At 71.4% G+C, this 18,809-nt stretch carries 17 protein-coding genes; 9 read left to right on the top strand and 8 right to left on the bottom strand.

What is annotated here, in order from left to right:
* Nucleotides 1–21 precede the first annotated feature (21 nt).
* The 3 genes from ABT006_RS13400 to ABT006_RS13390 form a co-directional block, all read right to left on the bottom strand.
* Entirely contained in the window at nucleotides 22–1,017 is a 996-nt protein-coding gene (locus ABT006_RS13400) for an ABC transporter permease (protein ID WP_350706025.1), read from the bottom strand.
* 61 nt (nucleotides 1,018–1,078) lie between these two features.
* The gene (locus ABT006_RS13395) at nucleotides 1,079–2,752 is read right to left on the bottom strand and encodes an ABC transporter substrate-binding protein (protein WP_350706023.1); all 1,674 of its coding nucleotides are present in this window, start codon (nucleotides 2,750–2,752) and stop codon (nucleotides 1,079–1,081) included.
* Nucleotides 2,749–3,780, bottom strand: coding sequence for a LacI family DNA-binding transcriptional regulator (locus tag ABT006_RS13390; RefSeq protein WP_350706021.1), 1,032 nt, complete (start codon nucleotides 3,778–3,780; stop codon nucleotides 2,749–2,751). Before ABT006_RS13390 ends, ABT006_RS13395 begins: the two co-directional genes overlap by 4 nt.
* Nucleotides 3,781–3,898: 118 nt before the next feature.
* Here ABT006_RS13390 and ABT006_RS13385 point away from each other — a divergent pair, with 118 nt between their 5' ends.
* The 5 genes from ABT006_RS13385 to ABT006_RS13365 all read left to right on the top strand — a co-directional run bounded on the left by ABT006_RS13385 (nucleotide 3,899) and on the right by ABT006_RS13365 (nucleotide 9,744).
* Nucleotides 3,899–6,298, top strand: coding sequence for a beta-galactosidase (locus ABT006_RS13385; RefSeq protein WP_350706019.1), 2,400 nt, complete (start codon nucleotides 3,899–3,901; stop codon nucleotides 6,296–6,298).
* Nucleotides 6,299–6,470: 172 nt separating this feature from the next.
* Nucleotides 6,471–7,403 (top strand): hypothetical protein, encoded by a 933-nt coding sequence (locus ABT006_RS13380; protein WP_350706017.1) that lies wholly within the window; start codon nucleotides 6,471–6,473, stop codon nucleotides 7,401–7,403.
* The gene (locus ABT006_RS13375; RefSeq protein ID WP_350706016.1) at nucleotides 7,400–7,843 is read left to right on the top strand and encodes an ABA4-like family protein; all 444 of its coding nucleotides are present in this window, start codon (nucleotides 7,400–7,402) and stop codon (nucleotides 7,841–7,843) included. Before ABT006_RS13380 ends, ABT006_RS13375 begins: the two co-directional genes overlap by 4 nt.
* 9 nt (nucleotides 7,844–7,852) lie before the next feature.
* On the top strand, nucleotides 7,853–9,121 hold the full coding sequence (locus ABT006_RS13370; protein ID WP_350706014.1) for a sensor histidine kinase: 1,269 nt from the start codon (nucleotides 7,853–7,855) through the stop codon (nucleotides 9,119–9,121).
* On the top strand, nucleotides 9,118–9,744 hold the full coding sequence (locus tag ABT006_RS13365; RefSeq protein WP_350706012.1) for a response regulator: 627 nt from the start codon (nucleotides 9,118–9,120) through the stop codon (nucleotides 9,742–9,744). Before ABT006_RS13370 ends, ABT006_RS13365 begins: the two co-directional genes overlap by 4 nt.
* 114 nt (nucleotides 9,745–9,858) lie before the next feature.
* On the opposite strand, the gene ABT006_RS13360 is transcribed toward ABT006_RS13365, so the two are convergent.
* Complete coding sequence (locus tag ABT006_RS13360) at nucleotides 9,859–10,842, bottom strand: NAD(P)-dependent alcohol dehydrogenase (RefSeq protein WP_350706011.1); 984 nt, start codon at nucleotides 10,840–10,842, stop codon at nucleotides 9,859–9,861.
* 114 nt (nucleotides 10,843–10,956) lie between these two features.
* Here ABT006_RS13360 and ABT006_RS13355 point away from each other — a divergent pair, with 114 nt between their 5' ends.
* The 3 genes from ABT006_RS13355 to ABT006_RS13345 all read left to right on the top strand — a co-directional run bounded on the left by ABT006_RS13355 (nucleotide 10,957) and on the right by ABT006_RS13345 (nucleotide 15,679).
* Nucleotides 10,957–11,673 carry a TetR/AcrR family transcriptional regulator gene (locus tag ABT006_RS13355; RefSeq protein ID WP_350706009.1) on the top strand — a complete coding sequence of 239 codons (717 nt, stop codon included), beginning with the start codon at nucleotides 10,957–10,959 and terminating at the stop codon, nucleotides 11,671–11,673.
* A gap of 128 nt (nucleotides 11,674–11,801) precedes the next feature.
* Complete coding sequence (locus tag ABT006_RS13350; protein WP_350706007.1) at nucleotides 11,802–13,184, top strand: alkaline phosphatase PhoX; 1,383 nt, start codon at nucleotides 11,802–11,804, stop codon at nucleotides 13,182–13,184.
* A 233-nt stretch (nucleotides 13,185–13,417) separates the two neighbouring features.
* Nucleotides 13,418–15,679 carry a hypothetical protein gene (locus ABT006_RS13345; RefSeq protein ID WP_350706005.1) on the top strand — a complete coding sequence of 754 codons (2,262 nt, stop codon included), beginning with the start codon at nucleotides 13,418–13,420 and terminating at the stop codon, nucleotides 15,677–15,679.
* A 12-nt stretch (nucleotides 15,680–15,691) separates the two neighbouring features.
* Here ABT006_RS13345 and ABT006_RS13340 read toward each other — a convergent pair whose 3' ends face one another.
* Both ABT006_RS13340 and ABT006_RS13335 read right to left on the bottom strand, forming a co-directional pair.
* Nucleotides 15,692–16,288, bottom strand: coding sequence for a TetR/AcrR family transcriptional regulator (locus tag ABT006_RS13340; protein WP_350706003.1), 597 nt, complete (start codon nucleotides 16,286–16,288; stop codon nucleotides 15,692–15,694).
* Nucleotides 16,278–17,096, bottom strand: a complete 819-nt coding sequence (locus tag ABT006_RS13335; RefSeq protein ID WP_350706001.1) for an SDR family NAD(P)-dependent oxidoreductase — start codon at nucleotides 17,094–17,096, stop codon at nucleotides 16,278–16,280. The genes ABT006_RS13340 and ABT006_RS13335 overlap by 11 nt, the downstream gene beginning before the upstream one ends.
* A 102-nt stretch (nucleotides 17,097–17,198) precedes the next feature.
* Here ABT006_RS13335 and ABT006_RS13330 point away from each other — a divergent pair, with 102 nt between their 5' ends.
* A complete protein-coding gene (locus ABT006_RS13330; RefSeq protein ID WP_350705999.1) occupies nucleotides 17,199–17,615 on the top strand; it encodes a hypothetical protein in 417 nt (138 codons plus the stop codon).
* 45 nt (nucleotides 17,616–17,660) lie between these two features.
* On the opposite strand, the gene ABT006_RS13325 is transcribed toward ABT006_RS13330, so the two are convergent.
* Both ABT006_RS13325 and ABT006_RS13320 read right to left on the bottom strand, forming a co-directional pair.
* Nucleotides 17,661–18,140, bottom strand: coding sequence for a cupin domain-containing protein (locus ABT006_RS13325; protein WP_350705997.1), 480 nt, complete (start codon nucleotides 18,138–18,140; stop codon nucleotides 17,661–17,663).
* A 34-nt stretch (nucleotides 18,141–18,174) separates the two neighbouring features.
* The gene (locus tag ABT006_RS13320) at nucleotides 18,175–18,765 is read right to left on the bottom strand and encodes a dihydrofolate reductase family protein (RefSeq protein WP_350705995.1); all 591 of its coding nucleotides are present in this window, start codon (nucleotides 18,763–18,765) and stop codon (nucleotides 18,175–18,177) included.
* Nucleotides 18,766–18,809: the final 44 nt, after the last annotated feature.

The following is an 18,809-nucleotide window of genomic DNA, read 5'->3' as shown; positions in this document are numbered from 1 at the left end:
CCCGCTCGTCGCGGGCGATTCTCATGCCGACTCCACCTTTCGCACCCGTGGGTCGAGGAAGCCGTACAGCAGGTCGGCCAGGAAGTTCGCCACCAGCACACCGATCGTGGTGAACAGGAAGATCGCCTGCATCAGCGGGTAGTCCCGGCTGGACACCGACTCGAGGAGCAGCCGGCCCATGCCGGGATAGTTGAAGACCGTCTCGACCAGCACGGTGCCGCCGAGTACGCTGCCCAGCGCGATGGCGAAGCCGGTGACGTTGGGCAGGATCGCGATGCGCGCACCGTAGGTGATGGCGATGCGTCGCCGGGGCAGGCCACGGGCGACGGCGAGGCGGGTGTGGTCCTCACCCAGGCTCTGCACCATGTTGTTGCGCATGCCGATGATCCAGCCGATCGGGCCGGTGATGAGCAGCGCCACGGCGGGCAGCACGCTGTGCTGGAAGGCGTCGGAGATGAAGATCCAGCTCCAACCGGGTGAGCTGCCGCCGCCGTACCCGCCGCGCTCGGGGAACCAGCGCAGGGTGATCGCGAACACGTAGATGAGCAGCAGGGCGAGCCAGAAGAACGGCAGCGTCCCGAGGAACGTCGAACCGAGGGTGATGACCGAGTCGACGCGGCTGTTGCGGCGGTACGCGGCCCAGGTGCCCAGCAGTGTGCCGACGACGAACGAGATGATCTGGGTGACCCCGACGAGGATCACGGTCCACGGCAGCGCCTGCCCGATCATGTGGGTCACGCTGTAGGGGAAGTAGGTGTACGACACCCCGAAGTCGCCCTGCACCACCGCGCCGAGGTACTGCAGGTACTGCTCGAAGAGATTGCCGTCGGGGGTGCCCAACATGATCCGGATGGCCTGCAGTTGGGCCGGATCGATGCTTTCGCTCTGCCCGGCCAGCCGGGACACGATGGCCTCGGCCGGGTCTCCGGGCTGCAGCCGGGGGATCAGGAAGTTGAGGGTGACGGCGGCCCACAGGGTGCCGAGGAAGAAAGCGAAGCGTCTGGCGAAGTAGGCCACGGGAGCCGTCCCTTCTCCTCCGACGGGCCGGCCGACGCGCGGGGCGCCGGCCGGCCGTCGGCTACTTGGCGCCGGTCGCGGCGGGCTGCAGGTTGGTGATGATCAGCAGGTTGTCGCTGGGCGCGGCGTACGGGTTCTGTTCGTTGGGCCAGCCGGTCGCCTTCGCGGTGCGGTACTGGAACCACTTGGCGCCGTACCAGAGCGGAATCATCGGCACCTGCTCGGTCATCACCTTGGTCAGGTCGGCGACCGCGGCCTTCTGCGCCGCCTCGTCGGTGGCGGTGCGCAGCCTGTCGATGAGTTCGTCGGTGCGCGGGTCGTTCCAACGGACGAAGTTGCTGACCGCCTTCTTGCCCACCGGCGCGGACTGGTCGCTGGCCAGCGGCTCCTGGAAGTTGCGGAACATGTTGCAGCTGCCGCCGTGCACGCCGAGCAGCATGTCGTAGTTGCCGATCGCGCGGTCGTTCTCGTACGCCTCGGGGGTGGGGGTCTCGGCCCGGACGGCGAAGCCGAGCGCGGTCAGGTTCGCCACGATGATCCGCTGCGCCTGCACCCAGTCGGTCCAGGAGCCGGGCACCCGGAAGCTGAAGGAGATCGGCTTGCCGTCCTTGCCGACGCGCTTGCCGTCGCCGTTGCGGGGATAGCCGGCGGCGGTCAGGTCGGCGTCGGCCCTGGCCGCGTCGTAGCCGACCACGCCCTGGTTGGGGATGTCCTTGGGCAGCCAGTCGGCCTGGCCGGGCACCACGAGACCGGTCTGGCTCGCCGGCTTGACGTAGCCGAGCTGCGCCTTGTCGACGATCTCCTGCCGGTTGAACGCGGGCACCAGGGCCTTGCGGAAGGCGGTGTCGTTGAACGGCGCCCTGGTGAGGTTCATGTAGACGCTGATCGAGCCGCCGGAGGGGTACCAGTACCTGTTGTGCTCCGGGTCCCGGTCGACGTACGCCTTCTGGACGTCCGGCACGAACATGGCGTTGGTGTCGTACTCGCCTCGGCTGAGCTTGAGCTGGTCGATCTGCCCGCCACCGTCGGCCTTGTGGAACCGCAGCTCGTCGACCTTGACCTTGTCGGCCTGCCAGTAGTCGGCGTTGCGGCCGAGCGTCAGCTGCTGGGGGTTGAACGCCTTGACGGTGAACGGTCCGGTGCCGACCGGCCTCTCGGCGTTGGTGAAGGTCACCGGGTCGCCGACGGTGGACCAGACGTGCTTCGGTACGACCTTGATCTCGCTGAACAGCGTGAACGCCGCCGCACCGGGCTGGGTGAACCGCATGGTGACGGTGTGCGGGTCGGTCGCCTCGACCGCGCTGAGGTACCGCCAGATGCCCTTGACGTCCAGCGCCTTGTGCGCCTTGAGCATGTCGTAGGTGAAGGTGACGTCGTCGGCGGAGAACGGTTTGCCGTCGTTCCACTTCACCCCGTCGCGCAGCTTCCAGACGAGCGTCTGCGGGTCGGTCCACTTCCATTCGGTGGCGAGCCAGGGCTTGGCCTGGCACCCGTAGTTGTCGTAGGTGATCAGCTGCTCGAAGACGTACTCGGTGGCGCCGAGCCGGCTGGCCTCCAGGTACGGGTTGTAGTTGGCCTGCGGGTTGCTGCCGCCGCCGAAGTCACCGTAGTCGAGGAACGCGACCCGCCCGTCGGTGCCGGGGCCGGACTTCTGTTCGGTGCCGGTGCAGCCGCTGGCCGCGAGGGCGACGGCGGCCGCGATCGCGGCGATCCGGGCGAGCTTCGATCTCTTCATTGACCGATACCTCCAAGGGGAGCGCCCGTCGGGCAGCCGCAGCTGTGGCGCACGACGAGCTCGGTGGGGAGGACGATGCTGTCGGGAGCCGCCGTGCCAGGGGCCTCGACGGCGTTCAGGATCAGCCGGGCGGCCTCCGCGGCCAGGTCTCGCACCGGCTGCCGGACGGTGGTGAGCGGGGGCGAGACGAGCGCGGCCATGGGTGCGTCGTCGAACCCGGTGATCACGAGGTCCTCGGGCACCCGCAGGCCCCGGCCGAGGGCGCCGACGAGGACGCCGAGAGCGATCTCGTCGTTGGCGCAGACGACCGCCTGCGGCGCGGCCCCGCCACGCAGCAGCTGCTCGGCGGCGAGGACGCCGTCGGGCTGCTGCATGGCGACCCGGACCGGCTCGGCGGGCGGGGTGAGCGCCAGCTCCCGGTGGGCGGCGAGGAAACCGGCCCACCGCTCGCTGATGTCGGGCGACCCGTCCGGGTTGCCGACGAAGGCCAGGTCGCGCAGGCCGTGGTCGACGAGCAGGTGCCGGGTCAGCCGGGTCATGGCGGGCGCGTTGTCGACGCTGACCGAGGGAACCGTCCCCGTCCCCCGGCCGGCCAGCACGACGACCTGGACCATCTCGGCGAGCCGGAGCAGAACCGGTTCGGAAATGGTGCCGCCGATGACCGCGATCCCGTCGACCCGGCGGGCCATCTCCAGCACCTGCGCGTCGGAGTCCTCACGCATGTGCGTGCAGAGGATGTGCACGCTGGCCCGGGCCGGCACCGCCTCCGACTCGAAGCCCTGGATCAGCTCGGTGAAGTAGGGGCCGGACAGACCGGGGAAGACCAGGCCGAGCGCGCCGTGCCGGCGGGCGGCCAACGCTTGCCCGAGGTGGTCCGGCCGGTATCCGTGCTCCTCGATGGCTTCGAGGACGCGCCGGCGCATCTCCTCCGACACCTGGCCGGTGCCGTTCCAGACCCGGGACACCGTGGCGACGGAGACGCCGGCGAGCCGGGCGATCTCCCGAACCGTGACCCGACTGTTGCCCATGGCCCCCTCGATCCGTAACGTGCGGTTGACAGAAACCGGTTTCAGGCACCATAAGCAGGTGCGAGCCAGATCACAAGTGGACGCCTGGGAAGTCCGGCGAGAGGAAGAGGGAAACCGCATGTCGCGAGTTCTTCTCCACGACCGCAGGATCGTCGTCGACGGTCGACCCCGACTGCTGCTCGCCGGGGAGGTGCACTACTTCCGGCTACCCCGGGCCCAGTGGGCAGACCGGCTCGACCGGCTCCGCGAGTGCGGCGGCGACACCGTGGCGACCTACGTGCCGTGGCTCTGGCACGAACTACCGGACGGCACGGTGGACCTCACCGGCCGTACCCACGAACAGCGCGACCTCGGCGGCTTCCTGGACCTGGCCGACGCGCGGGGTCTACAGGCGATCGTCCGGCCCGGCCCGTTCATCATGGCCGAGGTCAAGAACGAGGGCATCCCCTACCGGCTGTACGACGAACACCCGCACCTGCTGCCGACCACCTGGGACGGCGCGCCGATCGACACCCGCACCATCGACTACCTGGCGCCGGAGTTCCTCGCCGCCGCCGACGGCTGGTACGCCGAGGTGATGCCGGTGATCGCCGAGCGGCTCGCCGACCGGGGCGGACCGGTGATCGCGGTCCAGTTGGACAACGAGATCGGGATGCTCTCCTGGGTGACCAACTCCCCCGACCTGACCGACGGGGTCTGCGAGGACCTGCGCCGGTGGGCGGTCGACCGGTACGGCAAGGACGGCGCCGCCGAGCGGACCGGCGCCGACCCGGGCGACCCGGTTGCCTGGTCGGCGGCGTTGCGGACGCCGGCCGAGCCGCGGTCCCTGGCGGTGCACGACGCCCTGGGCCGCTACATGCGCGACCGCTACCGACGCTACGTCGCGGCGCTGCGCGCCTCCGCCGAGCGGCACGGAGTGACCGGGGTGCCCTTCCTGGTCAACGTCCACGGCACCGGCGGCGGGCGCGGGCGCACCTTCCCGATCGGAATCAGCCAGCTCTTCGAGGCCTACCGGGGCCAGCCGCAGCTCACCTCCGGCTCCGACTACTACCTGGGCGACCTGACCGTCACCAACGTCGCCGACCTGTACGTCGGCAACGCCTTCCTGGCCGCCGTGCACGACGCCGACCAGCCACTGACCTCGCTGGAGTTCGAGGCCGGCAACGGCGACTACGGGCAGGACCTGTCCACCCTCTACCCGCCCGAGGCGGTCGAGCTGAAGGCCCGGCTCTGCGTGGCGCAGGGCAATCGGCTGCTCAACCTCTACCTCTTCGCCGGCGGCTACAACCCGCCGCTGGCCGAGCCGGTGGGCGACGGAAACGACCGGATCGCGTTCACCGGAGAGCGACACGGGTTCGCCGCGCCGGTCGACCCCGACGGGCGACTCAACCCGACCTTCGACGCGGCCCGACGCGCGCTGCGCGCCATCGGCGGGATCGCCGACCTGCTGGCCGACTCCGACGAGGAGCACGACGGGCTGGCGCTCGGCTTCGTGCCCGACCACTACCTGACCGAGTACCACCACCCGGCCTCGGCGTCCCGCGCCGAGCAGGTCGCCGACCTGGAACGGTTCCGCGGCATGGGCCCGCGCGACGTGCTGGCCCGGGCGTTGCTGCTCGCCGGCTTCTCGTTCCCCGCCGTCGACCTCCAGTCGGCCGACCCGGCGACCACTCCACCGCTGATCGCCCTGGCCAGCGCCGCCACCCTCGGCCGAGACGTCCAGCAGCGGCTGGTCGCGCACCTGCGCCGCGGCGGCCGGCTGCTGCTGCACGGGGTGCTGCCCGAACGGGACCACGACGGCACCCCGTGCACCCTGCTGGCCGACGCGCTCGGACTCACCGTCACCGGGCGGGCCGACGGCGGACCGCACTACTTCCCCTCGGTCGTCGGGGTCGGCTGGACGGCCGAGGTCCGGGTCGGCTACGCCCAGCGGCTCGCCGGCGCGACCGCCGAGCCGCTGCTGACCGAGGTGGGCTCCGGCGAGCCGTGCGCGGTGGAGGTCAGCGTCGGCGCCGGCCGGGCCCTGGTGGTCGCCGCCGACGTCCCGTGCGACCTGGGCTTCTGGCGTACCGCCCTGGACCGGCTCGGGGTGCGTCCCCGACTCGCCCCCGACCCGGACGGCCCCGGGCTGGTGCTCACCTCGACCGTGGACCGCGCCGGGCAGCGGCTGTTGCACCTGGTCAACGTGGCCCCGTCGGCGGTGACCGTCGCGCTGGGCTGGCACGGCGAGCCGGTGCTGGCCGGCCGACGGCTGCGGGTGCCCGCGCGGACCGGGCTGGTCCTGCCGTACGGAATCAGGGTCGGCGCCGCGACGCTGGTGGAAACGACCTGCGACCTGGTCGCCCAGCACGGCGACGAGGTGCTGCTGCGCCCGACGCAGGGCGACGACGAGGTGGTGCTGGTCACCGACCGGCCGGTCCACGCGAGCCGGGGCATCGTGACGGCGGCGGACGGACGGGTGGTCGTCCGGCTGCCCGGCGGACCCGACGGCGAGCCGGTCCGCATCGGCGTGGGCTGACGGCGGCGCTCGACGGCAGCCGCCACGACGTCACCGAACGGGCTGCCGGGACGGGCTGGAGGTTCGGGAGGCGCGTCTCCTCCCCAGGGAGGAGACGCGCTCCGACCGTCGGCCGTAACCCGGGCTCGAGGTCGGGCGAAGTCAGCCAGGCCGCGCACCAGCATCTGCAGGTATGACAACCACACTTCGTCGGGCCGCACAGTGGAACCGCCCACTGATGACCTTCGTCTGGGCGATGGCCGTCCTCGCCGTCGTCTCCGCGGTCGGCATCGTCGCCGACTCGCGGGTCCTCACCGGCGTGCCGATCTGGCTCAAGCCGTTCAAGTTCTCGGTGTCCTTCGTGCTCTACGGCACCACCCTGGCCTGGATGCTCTCCCTGCTGCCGCGTCGCAGCCGGATCGCGGAGTGGGCGGCCACCACCGTCGTCGCCGTGGGCGTGGTGGAGATGGCGATCATCGTCGGGCAGGTGCTGCGCGGCACGACCAGCCACTTCAACGAGACCAGTCCGCTGAACGCCGCCCTGTGGCAGCTGATGGGTGCGACGATCATGGTGCTGTTCGCCGCCCACGTCGTCATCGGCATCGTGGTGCTCCGGCAGCCGATCGCGAACCGGGCCGGCAGGACCGCGATCGGGTGGGCACTCGGCCTTACGCTGCTCGGCATGCTGGTGGCGATACCGATGGCGATGCCCGACCAGGCCCAGAGCATCGAGGGGGTCGCCGGGGCGCACAGCGTGGGCGTGCCGGACGGCGGGCCGGGGCTGCCGCTGGTCGGGTGGAGCACCACCGGTGGGGACCTGCGGATCGGGCACTTCGTGGGGCTGCACGCGTTACAGGCGCTGCCGATCCTGGCCATCCTGCTGACCCGGTTCGCCGGCGGGCGACTCGACGAGCGCACCCGGGCACGGCTGCTGGTCGTCGCCGGCGGCGCGTACGGCGCACTCACGCTCCTGCTCACCTGGCAGGCGCTGCGCGGGCAGCCGCTGCTGCGGCCGGACGCGCTCACCCTGACCGCCGTGGCGGCCCTGGTGGTGGCCACCGCCGCGGCCAGCGCCGGCGTGGTGGCGGCCCGTCGGCCCCGACCGGAGCTGGTGCTGGCCGCATGACCGGGACGCTGTTCACCCTGACGTTCGCGGTGGCCGCGCCGTTCTGGGCGCTGATGATCCTGCTGCCGCACTGGTCCGTGACCGGCCGGGTCATCAGGTCGCCGCTGATCGTGGCGCCGGTCCTGGCGATCTACGCGATCCTGGTGATCCCGGCGCTCGCCGAGGTGCTGCCGGCCGTCGCGTCCCCGACCCTGACCGGCATACGCGACCTGCTGGGCACCGACGACGGCGCGGCGGCGGCCTGGGCACACATGATCGCGTTCGACCTGTTCGTCGGCCGGTGGGCATGGCTCGACAGCCGGGAACGCGGCGTCCCGTCGCTGGTCATGGCGCCGGTGCTGGTGCTGACGATCCTGCTCGGGCCGCTCGGCCTGGCCGCCTACCTGGGCGTCCGGGCCAGGTGGACGAGCAAGGTTCCCGCCCCGAGCCGCAGCGCCTAGGCTGACGCCGTGAGGTGGGTGGGGCGGCTGTTCGACGCGCGCGACACGCTCGTGCGGATGCTGCTACTCGACCTGAGCGGCGTCGGCTACCTGGTCCTCGGCAACCCGGCCAGCGGCAACACGCCGCCCGCCATGCAGTGGGTCCTGGCCGTGGCCGCGTTCGCCGTCGCGCCGATGCTGCACCGCCGGCCCCTGGCGAACCTGGTGGTGCAGACCGCGCTGCTGGCGGTGGCGATCGGCCTGATCGACGACATCGCGATCAACCAGGTGGGCGCCAGCTGGGCGTTGCTCGAGCTGACCATGCGGGCGCGCCGACCACGGACCATCTGGCTGGCCGCCGGGCTGCTGGCCGTGGTCGACCTGACCGACTCGATCGGCGACCCGTTCCTGCGGGTCCTCTCCGGCGTCTTCGGGCTGCTGGTGGAGGTCGGCGTCCCGCTGCTGCTCGGCCTGGTCATCCGGACCACCCGGGAACTCGCCCGGCAGGCGCAGGAGCGGGCGGCGGAGGAGCAGCGCCGGCGCGAGTCGGAGAGCCGCGCCGCGCGCGCCGACGAACGCAGCGCCATCGCCCGGGAACTGCACGACGTGGTCGCGCACCACGTCGCGTCGATGGTGCTGCGGGTCGGCGTCGCGCGGCACGTGCTGACCGACCTGGACCCACGGGTGCACGAGGTGTTCGACGACGTGCACGGCACGGGGAGCGCGGCCCTGGCCGACCTGCGCAGGCTGGTCGCGGTCCTGCGCGACCCCGAGGGCGTACGCGGCGACGCGGCCCTGACCGCGATCGAGCCGTCGGCGCTTCCGGCCGCCCTCGGCGCATCCGTCGACCGGGCCCGCCAGGCCGGCGTCACCGTGGAGGCCGACATCGACCCGGCGATCGGTTCGCTCGACGCGGTCCGGGGTCTGGCGGTGTTGCGCCTGACCCAGGAGGCGCTGACCAACGTGGCCAAGCACGCCGGCACGTCCGCGCTGGCCCGGCTGTCGGTCGGCGTGGTCGACGGGGCCGTCCACTGGGAGGTGTCGGACGACGGTGGCGGGTGGGTGCCGGCGGCGGTGCCGTCCATCGGGGGCCACGGCATCACCGGCATGCGCGAACGCGTCGAGGTCCTCGGCGGGCAGTTGGAGGCCGGGCCGACGGGCGCGGGTTGGCGGGTGCGTACCGTCCTCCCGGCCGCCGCGCCGGCGCCCGGTCCCCGCTCCCCCGCCGCCACGCCGGCCTCGTCGGTGCCGCACGAACGCGAGGACCCGGTGGGGCCGCGCACGGCGGAGCCGGCATGATCCGCGTCCTGCTGGTCGACGACCAGCACCTCATCCGCGCGGGCCTGCGCATGCTCTGCGACGCCCAGACCGACATCGAGGTCGTCGGCGAGGCCGACAACGGCCGCGACGCGATCCTCCTCGCCGCGCGGCTCATCCCCGACGTCGTCGTCATGGACCTGCGCATGCCCGGCGTCGACGGGATCACCGCGACCAGCCGCATCCTCGCCGACCGCCCCGCCACCCGCGTCGTGGTACTGACCACGTTCGGCGACGACGACCACCTCTACCCGGCCCTGACCGCTGGCGCCTGCGGATTCCTGCTCAAGGACGCGCCCCCCGCCGACCTGCTGGACGGCGTCCGCCGGGCCGCCGCCGGTGACAGCCCGTTCAGCCAGGAGGTGCTGCGACGCCTCGTGCAACGCGCGGTGCACGCCCGCGCCGAGACACGTCGGCCGGTCGAAGGGCTGACCGCCCGGGAGCAGGACGTGCTGAACCTGGTCGCCGAAGGCTTCTCCAACACGGAGATCGCCGAACGGCTCCACATCGGCGTCACCACGGTCAAGACCCACATCACCAGCCTGATGACCAAGACCGGCAGCCCCAACCGGGTACGCCTGGCCCTGTTCGCCCGCGACGCCTGAGTCCGGGCCGGCCCGCCTGAGCGACATGCGACGCCGTGCGGTCCGAGGGCCCACCACGGCGTGGACGACCTCATTCCCTGGTCACGACCTGAAGCGACCTCACCAGCCAGTGCGTCAGATGGTGACGACCACTTTCGCCCGCGCGCGTTCACCTTCGAGGTACCGGATGGCCTGGGGCACCTCGTGGAGCGGGTAGGTCCGGTCGATGACCGGGGTGAGGCGGCCGGTCTCGGCGTGGGCGCGGAGCGTGTCGAGGTGTTGCCGGCTGGGTGCCGTGGTGAGTGTGACGATGCGGTGTCGAACGAAGGGTGCCAGTAGCCGCCCGCGCGCGAGGAGCCAGATCGGTCCGATGAGGCTGCCGCCCCGGTACACGCCGCCGCCGGAGAGCACCAGCGTCCCGGTCGGGGTCAGCGCCCGCCGGAGCGCGGTGAGTGAGCGGTTGCCGACCAGGTCGAACACGACGTCGTGGCGGCGGGCGTCGCGGGTGAAGTCGTCGCAGGTGTAGTCGACGACGTGTTCGGCACCGAGGGAGCGGACCAGGTCGATGTTGCGGGTGCTGCACACTGCGGTCACGGTCGCGCCGAGCGCCCTGGCCAGTTGGACGGCCAGGGTGCCGACACCGCCGGAGGCGCCGTTGATGAGGACGCGGTGGCCGGGCTCGACCCGCCCGACGTCGCACAGTCCCATGAGCGCGGTGGTACCGGCCAGCGGCAGGGCGGCTGCCTGCTGCGGCGTCAGGTTCGCCGGCTTCGGCGCGACCAGGGTCTCGGGCACGGATACGTACTCGGCGAACGCGCCGTTGGCGTCGCCGAGGTCGCCGAAGACGGCGTCACCCGGGCGCACCTGCCGAACGTCGGTGCCAACGGCCTCGACCCGGCCGGCGAAGTCGCGGCCACGGATGCGCGCCCGGGGCCTCGACCGGCCCATGGCCAACCGCGCCATCCGTGGGTCGCCACGCATGGCGTGCCAGTCGTACGCGTTGAGCGCGGCGGCCTCGACGCGCACGAGCACCTCGTCGGCGGCGGGCACCGGCGCGTCGACGTCCGCGAGCGTGAGCGTCTCCGGCGGGCCGTATCGGTCCTGGACGATCGCCTTCATCTTCCCTCCCCTCAAGGTGTACGGCGTACACCTGATGGAAGCAGCGTAGGTGTACGCCGTACACCCGTCAAGGCGGTTATGGTTTCCACCGTCGCCGGAAAGACGAGGACCGAGATGGCTGAGCAGGCTGACACGCTGCGCCGGACGCCGCTGAGCAGGACCCGGGTCCTGCGCGCCGCCGTCGCGCTCGCCGACGAGGCCGGGATCGAGTCCCTCAGCATGCGCAACCTCGCCCAGGATCTGGGCGTCGTGCCGATGGCCCTCTACAAGCACGTGGCCAACAAGGACGAACTGCTCGACGGCATGATCGACATGGTCGTCGGCGAGATCGATCCGCCGGTGCCCGACGCCGACTGGAAGCACGTCGTCCGCGGGCGCATCCTCTCGGCGCGGCAGGTGCTGCGGCGCCACCCCTGGGCGCCGCTCGCGATCGAGTCGCGGAACATGGCGACGCCGGCCATCCTCGCCTACCTCGACTCGGTGGTCGGGACGTTGCGGGCCGGCGGGTTCACCGCCGACCTCGCCCACCACGTGATGCACGCGATGGGCAGCCGGATCCTGGGCTTCAGCCAGGAGCTGTTCGACGCCTCCCGGCGCGCCGGCCGGTCCGGCATCGCCGACCCGGACCCGCCGGCGGCCCTACCACCGGAGGTCGCGGCCCGATTCCCGCACCTGGCCGAAATCGCCGGGGCGGCATCCCACGACGACGCGTCGGTCGTGGGGCAGGGCTGCGACGACCAGTTCGAGTTCGAGTTCGCGCTGGACCTGCTGCTGGACGGTATCGAACGGCTGCATCAGCAGGGCTGGACGTCGTCGCGCCGACCCCGGTGAGACGGTCAGCGGTTCCGGCTCGGCTGGCAGGGCCAGCAATTCACGCATGGTTCCCGACTTGTTGGGCGTGGGCGTGACCCGCCATCGATAGCGTGCTCGCGACCTGACGTGAGAGGGAGATGGCATCCATGACAGAGCACATCGATCCGGGCCTGGCCCGTCGCGGCCTTCTCAAGCGTAGCCTCGTGACGGCAGCCGCACTCGCCGCGCTCGGCCCCCTGGAAGCTCTCGGTGCGCGTACCGCCGGCGCGGCACCGATGAGCAAGCGCCCGTCCAGCCCCGACTACGGTCCGCTCCACCCGACCAGGGACCACACCACGGGGCTGGAACTGCTGGCCCTGCCCAAGGGCTTCGAGTACATCAGCTACGGCTGGACCGGCGACCTGATGTCGGACGGCGTGGCAACCCCGGGTGCGCACGACGGGATGGCCGCGTTCCGCCGCCCGGACGGCAAGATCGCGCTGGTCCGCAACCACGAGCGTGGCAGCTACACCGGTGCGTTCACCACACCGGCGTACAACCCGGCCGCTGGTGGCGGCACGTCCAACCTGGTGTTCGACCCGGACAGGGGCCAGTTCCTCGAGTCCTGGGGCAGCCTGTCCGGCACGATCCGCAACTGCGCTGGCGGGCCGACACCCTGGGGCACCTGGCTGACCTGCGAGGAGACCACCGAGATCGCCCCGGACGGCACTCGCCACGGGTACGTCTTCGAGGTCCCCTACGACCGCAAGGGTGACCCCCGTCCCCTCAAGGCGATGGGGCGGTTCAGCCACGAGGCGGTCGCGGTCGACCCGAGGACCGGGATCGTCTACCTGACCGAGGACGCCACCCCGTCCGGCTTCTACCGCTACCTGCCCAACAAGGCGGGCGAGTTGTCCGCCGGCGGCGAGCTGCAGATGCTCGTCGTGCAGACCCCGGACGGATCGTCGTACTCGACCTACGCCGACGGCACCGGCGTGGAGTACCGGACCTCCTGGGTCACGGTGCCCAACCCCGACTACGCCCCGGGCGAGACCCGCCCCGCGGTGCAGGGCGCCGCACTCGGCGCCGCCGTGTTCAAGCGGCTCGAGGGCGCCTGGTACGGCAACGACCGCGTCTACATCGTGTCCACCAGCGGCGGGCCGAAGGGCCAGGGCCAGGTCTTCGAGTACGACCCGCAGGCCGAGACGATGCGAGTGCTCTTCGCGTCGCCGGATGCCAGCGTGCTGAACAACCCCGACAACATCTGCGTCAGCCCGCGCGGTGGCATCGTGCTCTGCGAGGACGGCAGCGAGGGCGAATACCTGCACGGCCTGACCACCGACGGCGAGATCTTCCCGTTCGCGCTGAACCAGGTCGTGATCCCGGCTGGCGGGATCCCCGGCAAGTCGGTCGCCCCCGGCGACTACGCCGGTTCCGAGTGGGCCGGGTCGACCTTCGATCCGAAGAACGGCAACTGGATGTTCGTCAACGCGCAGAGCCCCGGCATCACGTTCGCCATCACGGGCCCCTGGCGCAACGGTTCGCTCTGACGCGCTGACCGCGCCGCAAAGGCGGGTAGCCGCACGGGGGTTGTCCGGGAATCCCGGACAACCCCCGTCCCTTCCCCGCTACCCGAGCGGCTGCGCACCACGGGCATCGCGCTCATCCAGGCCGGCCGGGCCCCTGACAGTCACGGATCGCCCGAGCCCGGAACCGCGGCCACCACCTTCCGGTGATCGATGTTCGGCAGCGGGCGGCGTCACTTTTTGTGACCCTGAACGGCGTGGGCACAGCACCCGGACATGAGACCGTTGAGCTGCGCGTGCACGGGGTGTCCGGCGCGTCGGCGGAGAAGATTCTCGACCACCCGATCGTGGTGCGCGTCGCCGGGGATCGGCACGCAGGGTTCTATCGGCCCCGGCCGGGAGTCGGCGCGGCCGGGGGCGCCACCGCCGGAGTTGCCGTCGAGGCGTACCGCTGGGGCGCGCTGACGGCCGGCGCCGCGGTGCGCACGGCGTCCATGCTGCTGCTGTTGCCGTTCATGCTGGGCAACCTCGCGATCTGGCTGCGCCCGACGCCAACCGACCGGTTCGGTCTGCTCGGCGCGCTGTGCCGCCTGCTCGCCGGCACCCTCACCGCCGCCTTCACGCTCTCGATCATCGGCGTCACGCTGAACCTCGTCGGCTGGCAGTGCGTGCCATACGTCGAGTGCCGGACCGGCCGGCCCTACCTGTCCTGGCTCGCCACGCTGCCGATGGGCCCGCGCCTGGCCGTGCTGTCGCTCATCCCACTGCTCGCACTCCGCCTGGTCTGGGCGATCGGCGCGCGCTCCGCCCGGGCGTTCGAGGGCTTCGGCCCGACCTCGGCCGAGCCACAGGCCTCGGAGATGACCGAGAGCCTCACCACCCGCGGGTTCTGGGACGACGAACGCGTCACCGCCTGGCTTCGTCAGATCCACGTCGGGATCAGCGCCGGCACGCTCGACGCCAGCCTGCTCGCCGCCCTGTCCGACGGCGGACGAAGTCGGCTGGGCATGCTGCTGTTCGCCGCCGCCGCAGCCCTGGTGGCGTTCTGCGCGGTGCTGCTCTGCCTGCCCGTGCCGGCCAGCCCCGCGCAGGCCCGTCGCTTCCTGCGCCCGCTGTGGGCAGCCACCGCCGGCGTGACCGTCCTGAGCCTCGGCTACGCCGCCCTCACCCGCGCGGCCCAGCCCGTGATCAGGCAGTTGCCGGGCTACGAGGGCAGCACCGGCGGCCTGGTCGCGGCACAGGGCATCCTGCTCGTGGCGATCGCCGTCGTCACGTTCGCACGCCAGTGGAAGCAGCCGACCGGGACCCGTCCGTTCCTGCGCGGACTCGGCACGCCCGTCGTGGCGGCGTTGTCGGTCAGCGTCGCCGCGGCCTTCACCGCCACCCTGGTCTTCCGGGTCGCCGACTACCTCGACCGCGGCTACATTCCCAATCCGATCCGGCCGAACCCACCCGTCCTCGGCCCCCTGGAGCCGCCCGTCGCGTACTGGTGGGCCGCCCTCGCCGGACTCACCGCGCTGCTGATCATCACCGGGGTCACCACAGCCACGCTCGTGCTCAGTCGCCGCCGGCGGTGGACCCTGGCCGAGCGCGTCGTCGAACAGGACTACCCGCAGGTGCCCCTCGACGCGGTGCCCCGGCTACGCCTCGTGCGGGAGACCGTCGCCAAGTCGCACGTGACCGAGGAACTCGCCCCGATCCTGGTCACGTTCTTCGTGATCTCCTCGCTGGGCCTGGCCACCATCGCGCTGGACCTGATCGGGATCGGTCCCACTCAGCTAGCGGCAGAGCTCAGCGGCCAACGCGACGGAACGGGCCTGCTCGTCGCTCACGTCACCGACGTGGCGATCTGGGTCATCAGCCTGCTCGTGATCGGCCTCATGATCCTCGGCTTCCGCTCGTACCGGTCGGCCGAGACCCGACGCCTCGTGGCGGTCCTATGGGATCTGGGCACCTTCTGGCCCCGCACCGTCCACCCCTTCGCGCCCCCCTGCTACGCCGCCCGGGCAGTACCCGAACTGACCAAGCGGGTCTCCGCGCTCGCCGCGCAGGGCCCCGTGGTCATCTCCGGACACAGCCACGGTTCGGTCCTGGCCGCAGCCACCGTCCTGCAACTGCCGCCGACCGCCCTGCCCAGGGTCTCCCTGCTGACCCACGGCTCCCCGCTGCGCCGCATCTACGCCCGCCTCTACCCGGCCTACCTCGGCCAGCAGACGCTGTGCGACCTGGGCGGGCGACTCGACTGGCGGTGGCGCAACCTCTGGCGGGACACCGACCCGATCGGTGGACCCATCTTCGAGCGCCGGGGCACAGTGCCACCGTGCGACACCCCGGCAGCCGAATCGGTGGACATGCGGCTCCGCGATCCCCACGCCGTGACCGTCGACCCGGCTGACACCGTGCCACCGCCCGTCGAGCGCCACTGGCCGTACCACACGCAACCGCAATACCAGGCGGCCGTTCGCGACCTCGCCGATCGAGCGGCCAGCAGCAACCCCTCGCTACGGTCACCCCCTTGAACTGGCCCGGGTTCAGTCCGGCGCCAGCGAACGCCAGATCCGGTCGGGCAGCACGCGGGCAGCCTGCCCGAGGTCGATGCCCGGCACGCCGGCGAGCCACCGGCGCGCGGTCTCCGCCACCGGGCCGATCAGCAGCATCTCGATCAGGGACTCCGGCAGGGTGGCGATCTCACCGGCCGCCATCCGTGGCCGCAGCCAGCCAGCGACGGCCGCCATGCGCGGCGCCTTGGCCGCCGTCACCTGTTCGGCGTGCGCGGCCAGGTAGCCGGCGTAGGCCGAGGCGTGGATGAAGCGCGCTGCGGCCGGGTTGTCCTCGGTAAAGCGCAGGTAGGCCGCCACGATGGCGCGGACGCCGGTGCGGGCGGTCCGGGCCCGGCTCAGCGCCGTGATCAACTCGTCGAACAGCGCCGCCATGCACCGGCTGTACAGCGCCGCGGCCAGCCCGTCGAAGCTGCCGAAATGGTGGTAGAGACTGCCGAGGCTGACCCCGCTGGCGGCAGTCACGGCGTTGACCGTGAAGCCGGGCTGGCCGGCCGAATCGAACACGTGCAGCGCCGCGGCCAGCAGCCGCTCCGCAGTCGCCTCACCCCGCTGTTGCTTAGGCGACATGAGCCATCCCCTGATCCCACAGCCGTCGAGCCAGGACCGGATCGTCCGCCACGGGCGCGAGCGGTACCGGACGGTCACCGTCGAAGTAGCGGCCGGATCTCTCACCGGGCGCGAACGCCAGGCGCGTCACCGGTGCCGCGCCGGCCTCCGGAGCGTCCCACCGGCGCTTGATCGCCTTGAGCAGCAGGCCTTTCACGCCGCCGGGGTCCCCCAATCCGGTCCTGACCACGCCGGGATGCACTGCGTCGATGGTCACCCCGGCATTCTCCCAGTGCTTCGCGAACAACGGCACGGTGAGCAGGTTCGCAAGCTTCGTGTCGCAATAGGTACGCATCCAGTGGAAGTCCTCGCCCCCGGGCGTCCGATCCGGGTCCACCCTGCCCTTGACGTAGAGGCCGGCGCTGACCTGGACCACCCTCACCAGCCGCTCCTCCAGCAGGTGGTTGAGCAGGAACGGCGCCAAGTGGTTCACCGCGAACGACTGCTCGTACCCGTCCTCGGTGCGCACCAGCCGGGTCGGCCAGACACCGGCGTTGTGCACCAGCACGTCGATTCGATCGCAGCGACTGTCGAGTTCGACCGCGACCGCCCGAATGGACGACAACACCGAAAGGTCGCCCACCACCAGTTCCGCCGAGCCACCCGCGCCGCCCGGCGACGCCCCCAGCGCCGCCACCGCCTGCTCGCCCCGCGCCCGGCTCCTGGCCACCAGCACCACCCGGCAGCCCCGCCGCACCAAATCGGTGGCCACCGCGAACCCGATGCCGCGATTGGCTCCGGTCACGACCGCCGTCACCGTCTCCGCCATAGCCGCCAGACTAGCGCCAAACTAGAGCGATCTTCTAGAACCAGTTTCGATAATGGAGCTTTACGAGCATAGAGGGACAGCCATATGCTCTCGAGGCGGCGGGTGATCGGGACAGGGAACCCGACTGCCGCCGGGGGTGCCGTCATCACCGGCCCGATCCCGACCGCCACCCCTGTCCGCTGCACGCCGACGAGGCCGAGCGGATCGACCCGCTTGGGCGGACAGCGGGCGGCAACCACCGCCCAGACGACCGATCCGCCTCAGAAGGGAGCCGACATGGGGCTGATTCATGCGTGGCGTATGCAAAAGCTCGTCTCGGACGCCAGAACCGCCTTCAACCAGGGCGATGTCACGTTCAGCGCCGGTTTCGACATCGATACCCGCCGCAGAGTGTCGATGAAGCACATCCGCAAGGAGATCGACCTGATCATCAACGCCGTGGAGCCGATCGGCTGGCAGTGCGTCAGCGTTGAGCCGTTCTTTGCATCGGTCGAGATTGACTTCGTCCGTCAGCCGTGACCGAGAGTTGACGGAGTTTCGGATGCATCGTGGAACACCCTCCTTTCAGAGCCAGTAGGTGTCGTGGCGGAGGAAGAACTCGGCCTGTTCCTCCTCGCTCAGCGCCGCCAGCCCGGGCAGCCCCTCGAAGTAGCCCTCCCTGGGGGCGCCCGGCGCGAAGTGCAGCAACATCGACGCGGGCAAGCCGGACTCGTTGCGGAACGCGTGCACCCCGCCCTCCGGCACGTGGACGAAATCGCCCGGCTCGGTGTCGATCCAGCGGCTGCCGTCGTAGATCCGTACCGAGCCGGCGAGGATGTAGAACGACTCGGAGATGGAGCGGTGGAAGTGCGGGGCCGGGCCGCTCGGTGTCGGGCCCATGTCCCAGCGGTAGAGGCCGAACTGACCGTTCGTCGTGGCGCCGGTAGCCAGGTAGTGCGCCGAACCGCCGTTGGTGTAGCGGAGCTCTGGTGCGGCGTCGGCCATGCGGTACGTCGCGCTGGCCTCACCAGCAGCGCCGAGGTACCGCGGTGGAGGGTACGTCATGTGCTCTCCTTCAACCGGTGGGATCGGACGGGCGCTACCGCTTCTCCGCCGGCTGGTAGCGCAGAATCACGACGCCCGAGCTGAGCTCGGTCTGTCCGACGAGTCTCAGGTTCGCCGCACCGCCGTCGCGGAACAGCAGGTCTCCGTTCTCCACCCGCCCGTCACCCACGAAGACCGGGTGCAGCCAGAACCGCAGCTCGTCGAGCAGGTCGTTGTCGAGCAGGGTGCGGGCGAGCCGGCCGCACCCGTACATCAGGATGTCCTTGCCGGGCTGCCGCTTGAGCTCCGCGACCTCCTTGGCGACGTCACCGGCGATGACGGTGGAGTTGTGCCAGCCGAGGCGTTGCAGGGTCGTCGAGACGACATACTTCGGCAGGCTGTTCATCCGGTCGGCGAAGCCGGCCTCGTCGCGCGGCATGCTCGGCCAGGCCTGGGCGAACCCCTCGTACGTGGCGCGCCCCAGCAGCAGGGCGTCACTGCCGAACAGCTGCTCCAGGGCGTACCGCTGCCCCTCCTCGGTCATGTACGAAAGCATCCACAGGTGCGGGTTCGCGATGACCCCGTCGAGGGAGAGGTACGTCGAGGCGATCACCTTCCTCGTGGGCGCGGCGCTCGTGTCAGCCATTGTTTCGGTCCTTTCGCTCGTTCCGGCCGGGCCTCGGCACCGGC

The organism is Micromonospora sp. NPDC002717, assembly GCF_040295705.1.
GTDB lineage: Bacteria > Actinomycetota > Actinomycetes > Mycobacteriales > Micromonosporaceae > Micromonospora.
This window is presented reverse-complemented; position numbering and strand designations above follow the sequence as displayed.

What these genes read in the sequence shown, in the direction of transcription:
- ABT006_RS13395 (WP_350706023.1), bottom strand. Translation starts at nt 2,752, where the DNA reads ATGAAGAGATCGAAGCTCGCCCGGATCGCCGCGATCGCGGCCGCCGTC.
- ABT006_RS13390 (WP_350706021.1), bottom strand. Translation starts at nt 3,780, where the DNA reads ATGGGCAACAGTCGGGTCACGGTTCGGGAGATCGCCCGGCTCGCCGGC.
- ABT006_RS13385 (WP_350706019.1), top strand. Translation starts at nt 3,899, where the DNA reads ATGTCGCGAGTTCTTCTCCACGACCGCAGGATCGTCGTCGACGGTCGA.
- ABT006_RS13380 (WP_350706017.1), top strand. Translation starts at nt 6,471, where the DNA reads ATGACAACCACACTTCGTCGGGCCGCACAGTGGAACCGCCCACTGATG.
- ABT006_RS13375 (WP_350706016.1), top strand. Translation starts at nt 7,400, where the DNA reads ATGACCGGGACGCTGTTCACCCTGACGTTCGCGGTGGCCGCGCCGTTC.
- ABT006_RS13365 (WP_350706012.1), top strand. Translation starts at nt 9,118, where the DNA reads ATGATCCGCGTCCTGCTGGTCGACGACCAGCACCTCATCCGCGCGGGC.
- ABT006_RS13360 (WP_350706011.1), bottom strand. Translation starts at nt 10,842, where the DNA reads ATGAAGGCGATCGTCCAGGACCGATACGGCCCGCCGGAGACGCTCACG.
- ABT006_RS13355 (WP_350706009.1), top strand. Translation starts at nt 10,957, where the DNA reads ATGGCTGAGCAGGCTGACACGCTGCGCCGGACGCCGCTGAGCAGGACC.
- ABT006_RS13350 (WP_350706007.1), top strand. Translation starts at nt 11,802, where the DNA reads ATGACAGAGCACATCGATCCGGGCCTGGCCCGTCGCGGCCTTCTCAAG.
- ABT006_RS13340 (WP_350706003.1), bottom strand. Translation starts at nt 16,288, where the DNA reads ATGTCGCCTAAGCAACAGCGGGGTGAGGCGACTGCGGAGCGGCTGCTG.
- ABT006_RS13335 (WP_350706001.1), bottom strand. Translation starts at nt 17,096, where the DNA reads ATGGCGGAGACGGTGACGGCGGTCGTGACCGGAGCCAATCGCGGCATC.
- ABT006_RS13325 (WP_350705997.1), bottom strand. Translation starts at nt 18,140, where the DNA reads ATGACGTACCCTCCACCGCGGTACCTCGGCGCTGCTGGTGAGGCCAGC.
- ABT006_RS13320 (WP_350705995.1), bottom strand. Translation starts at nt 18,765, where the DNA reads ATGGCTGACACGAGCGCCGCGCCCACGAGGAAGGTGATCGCCTCGACG.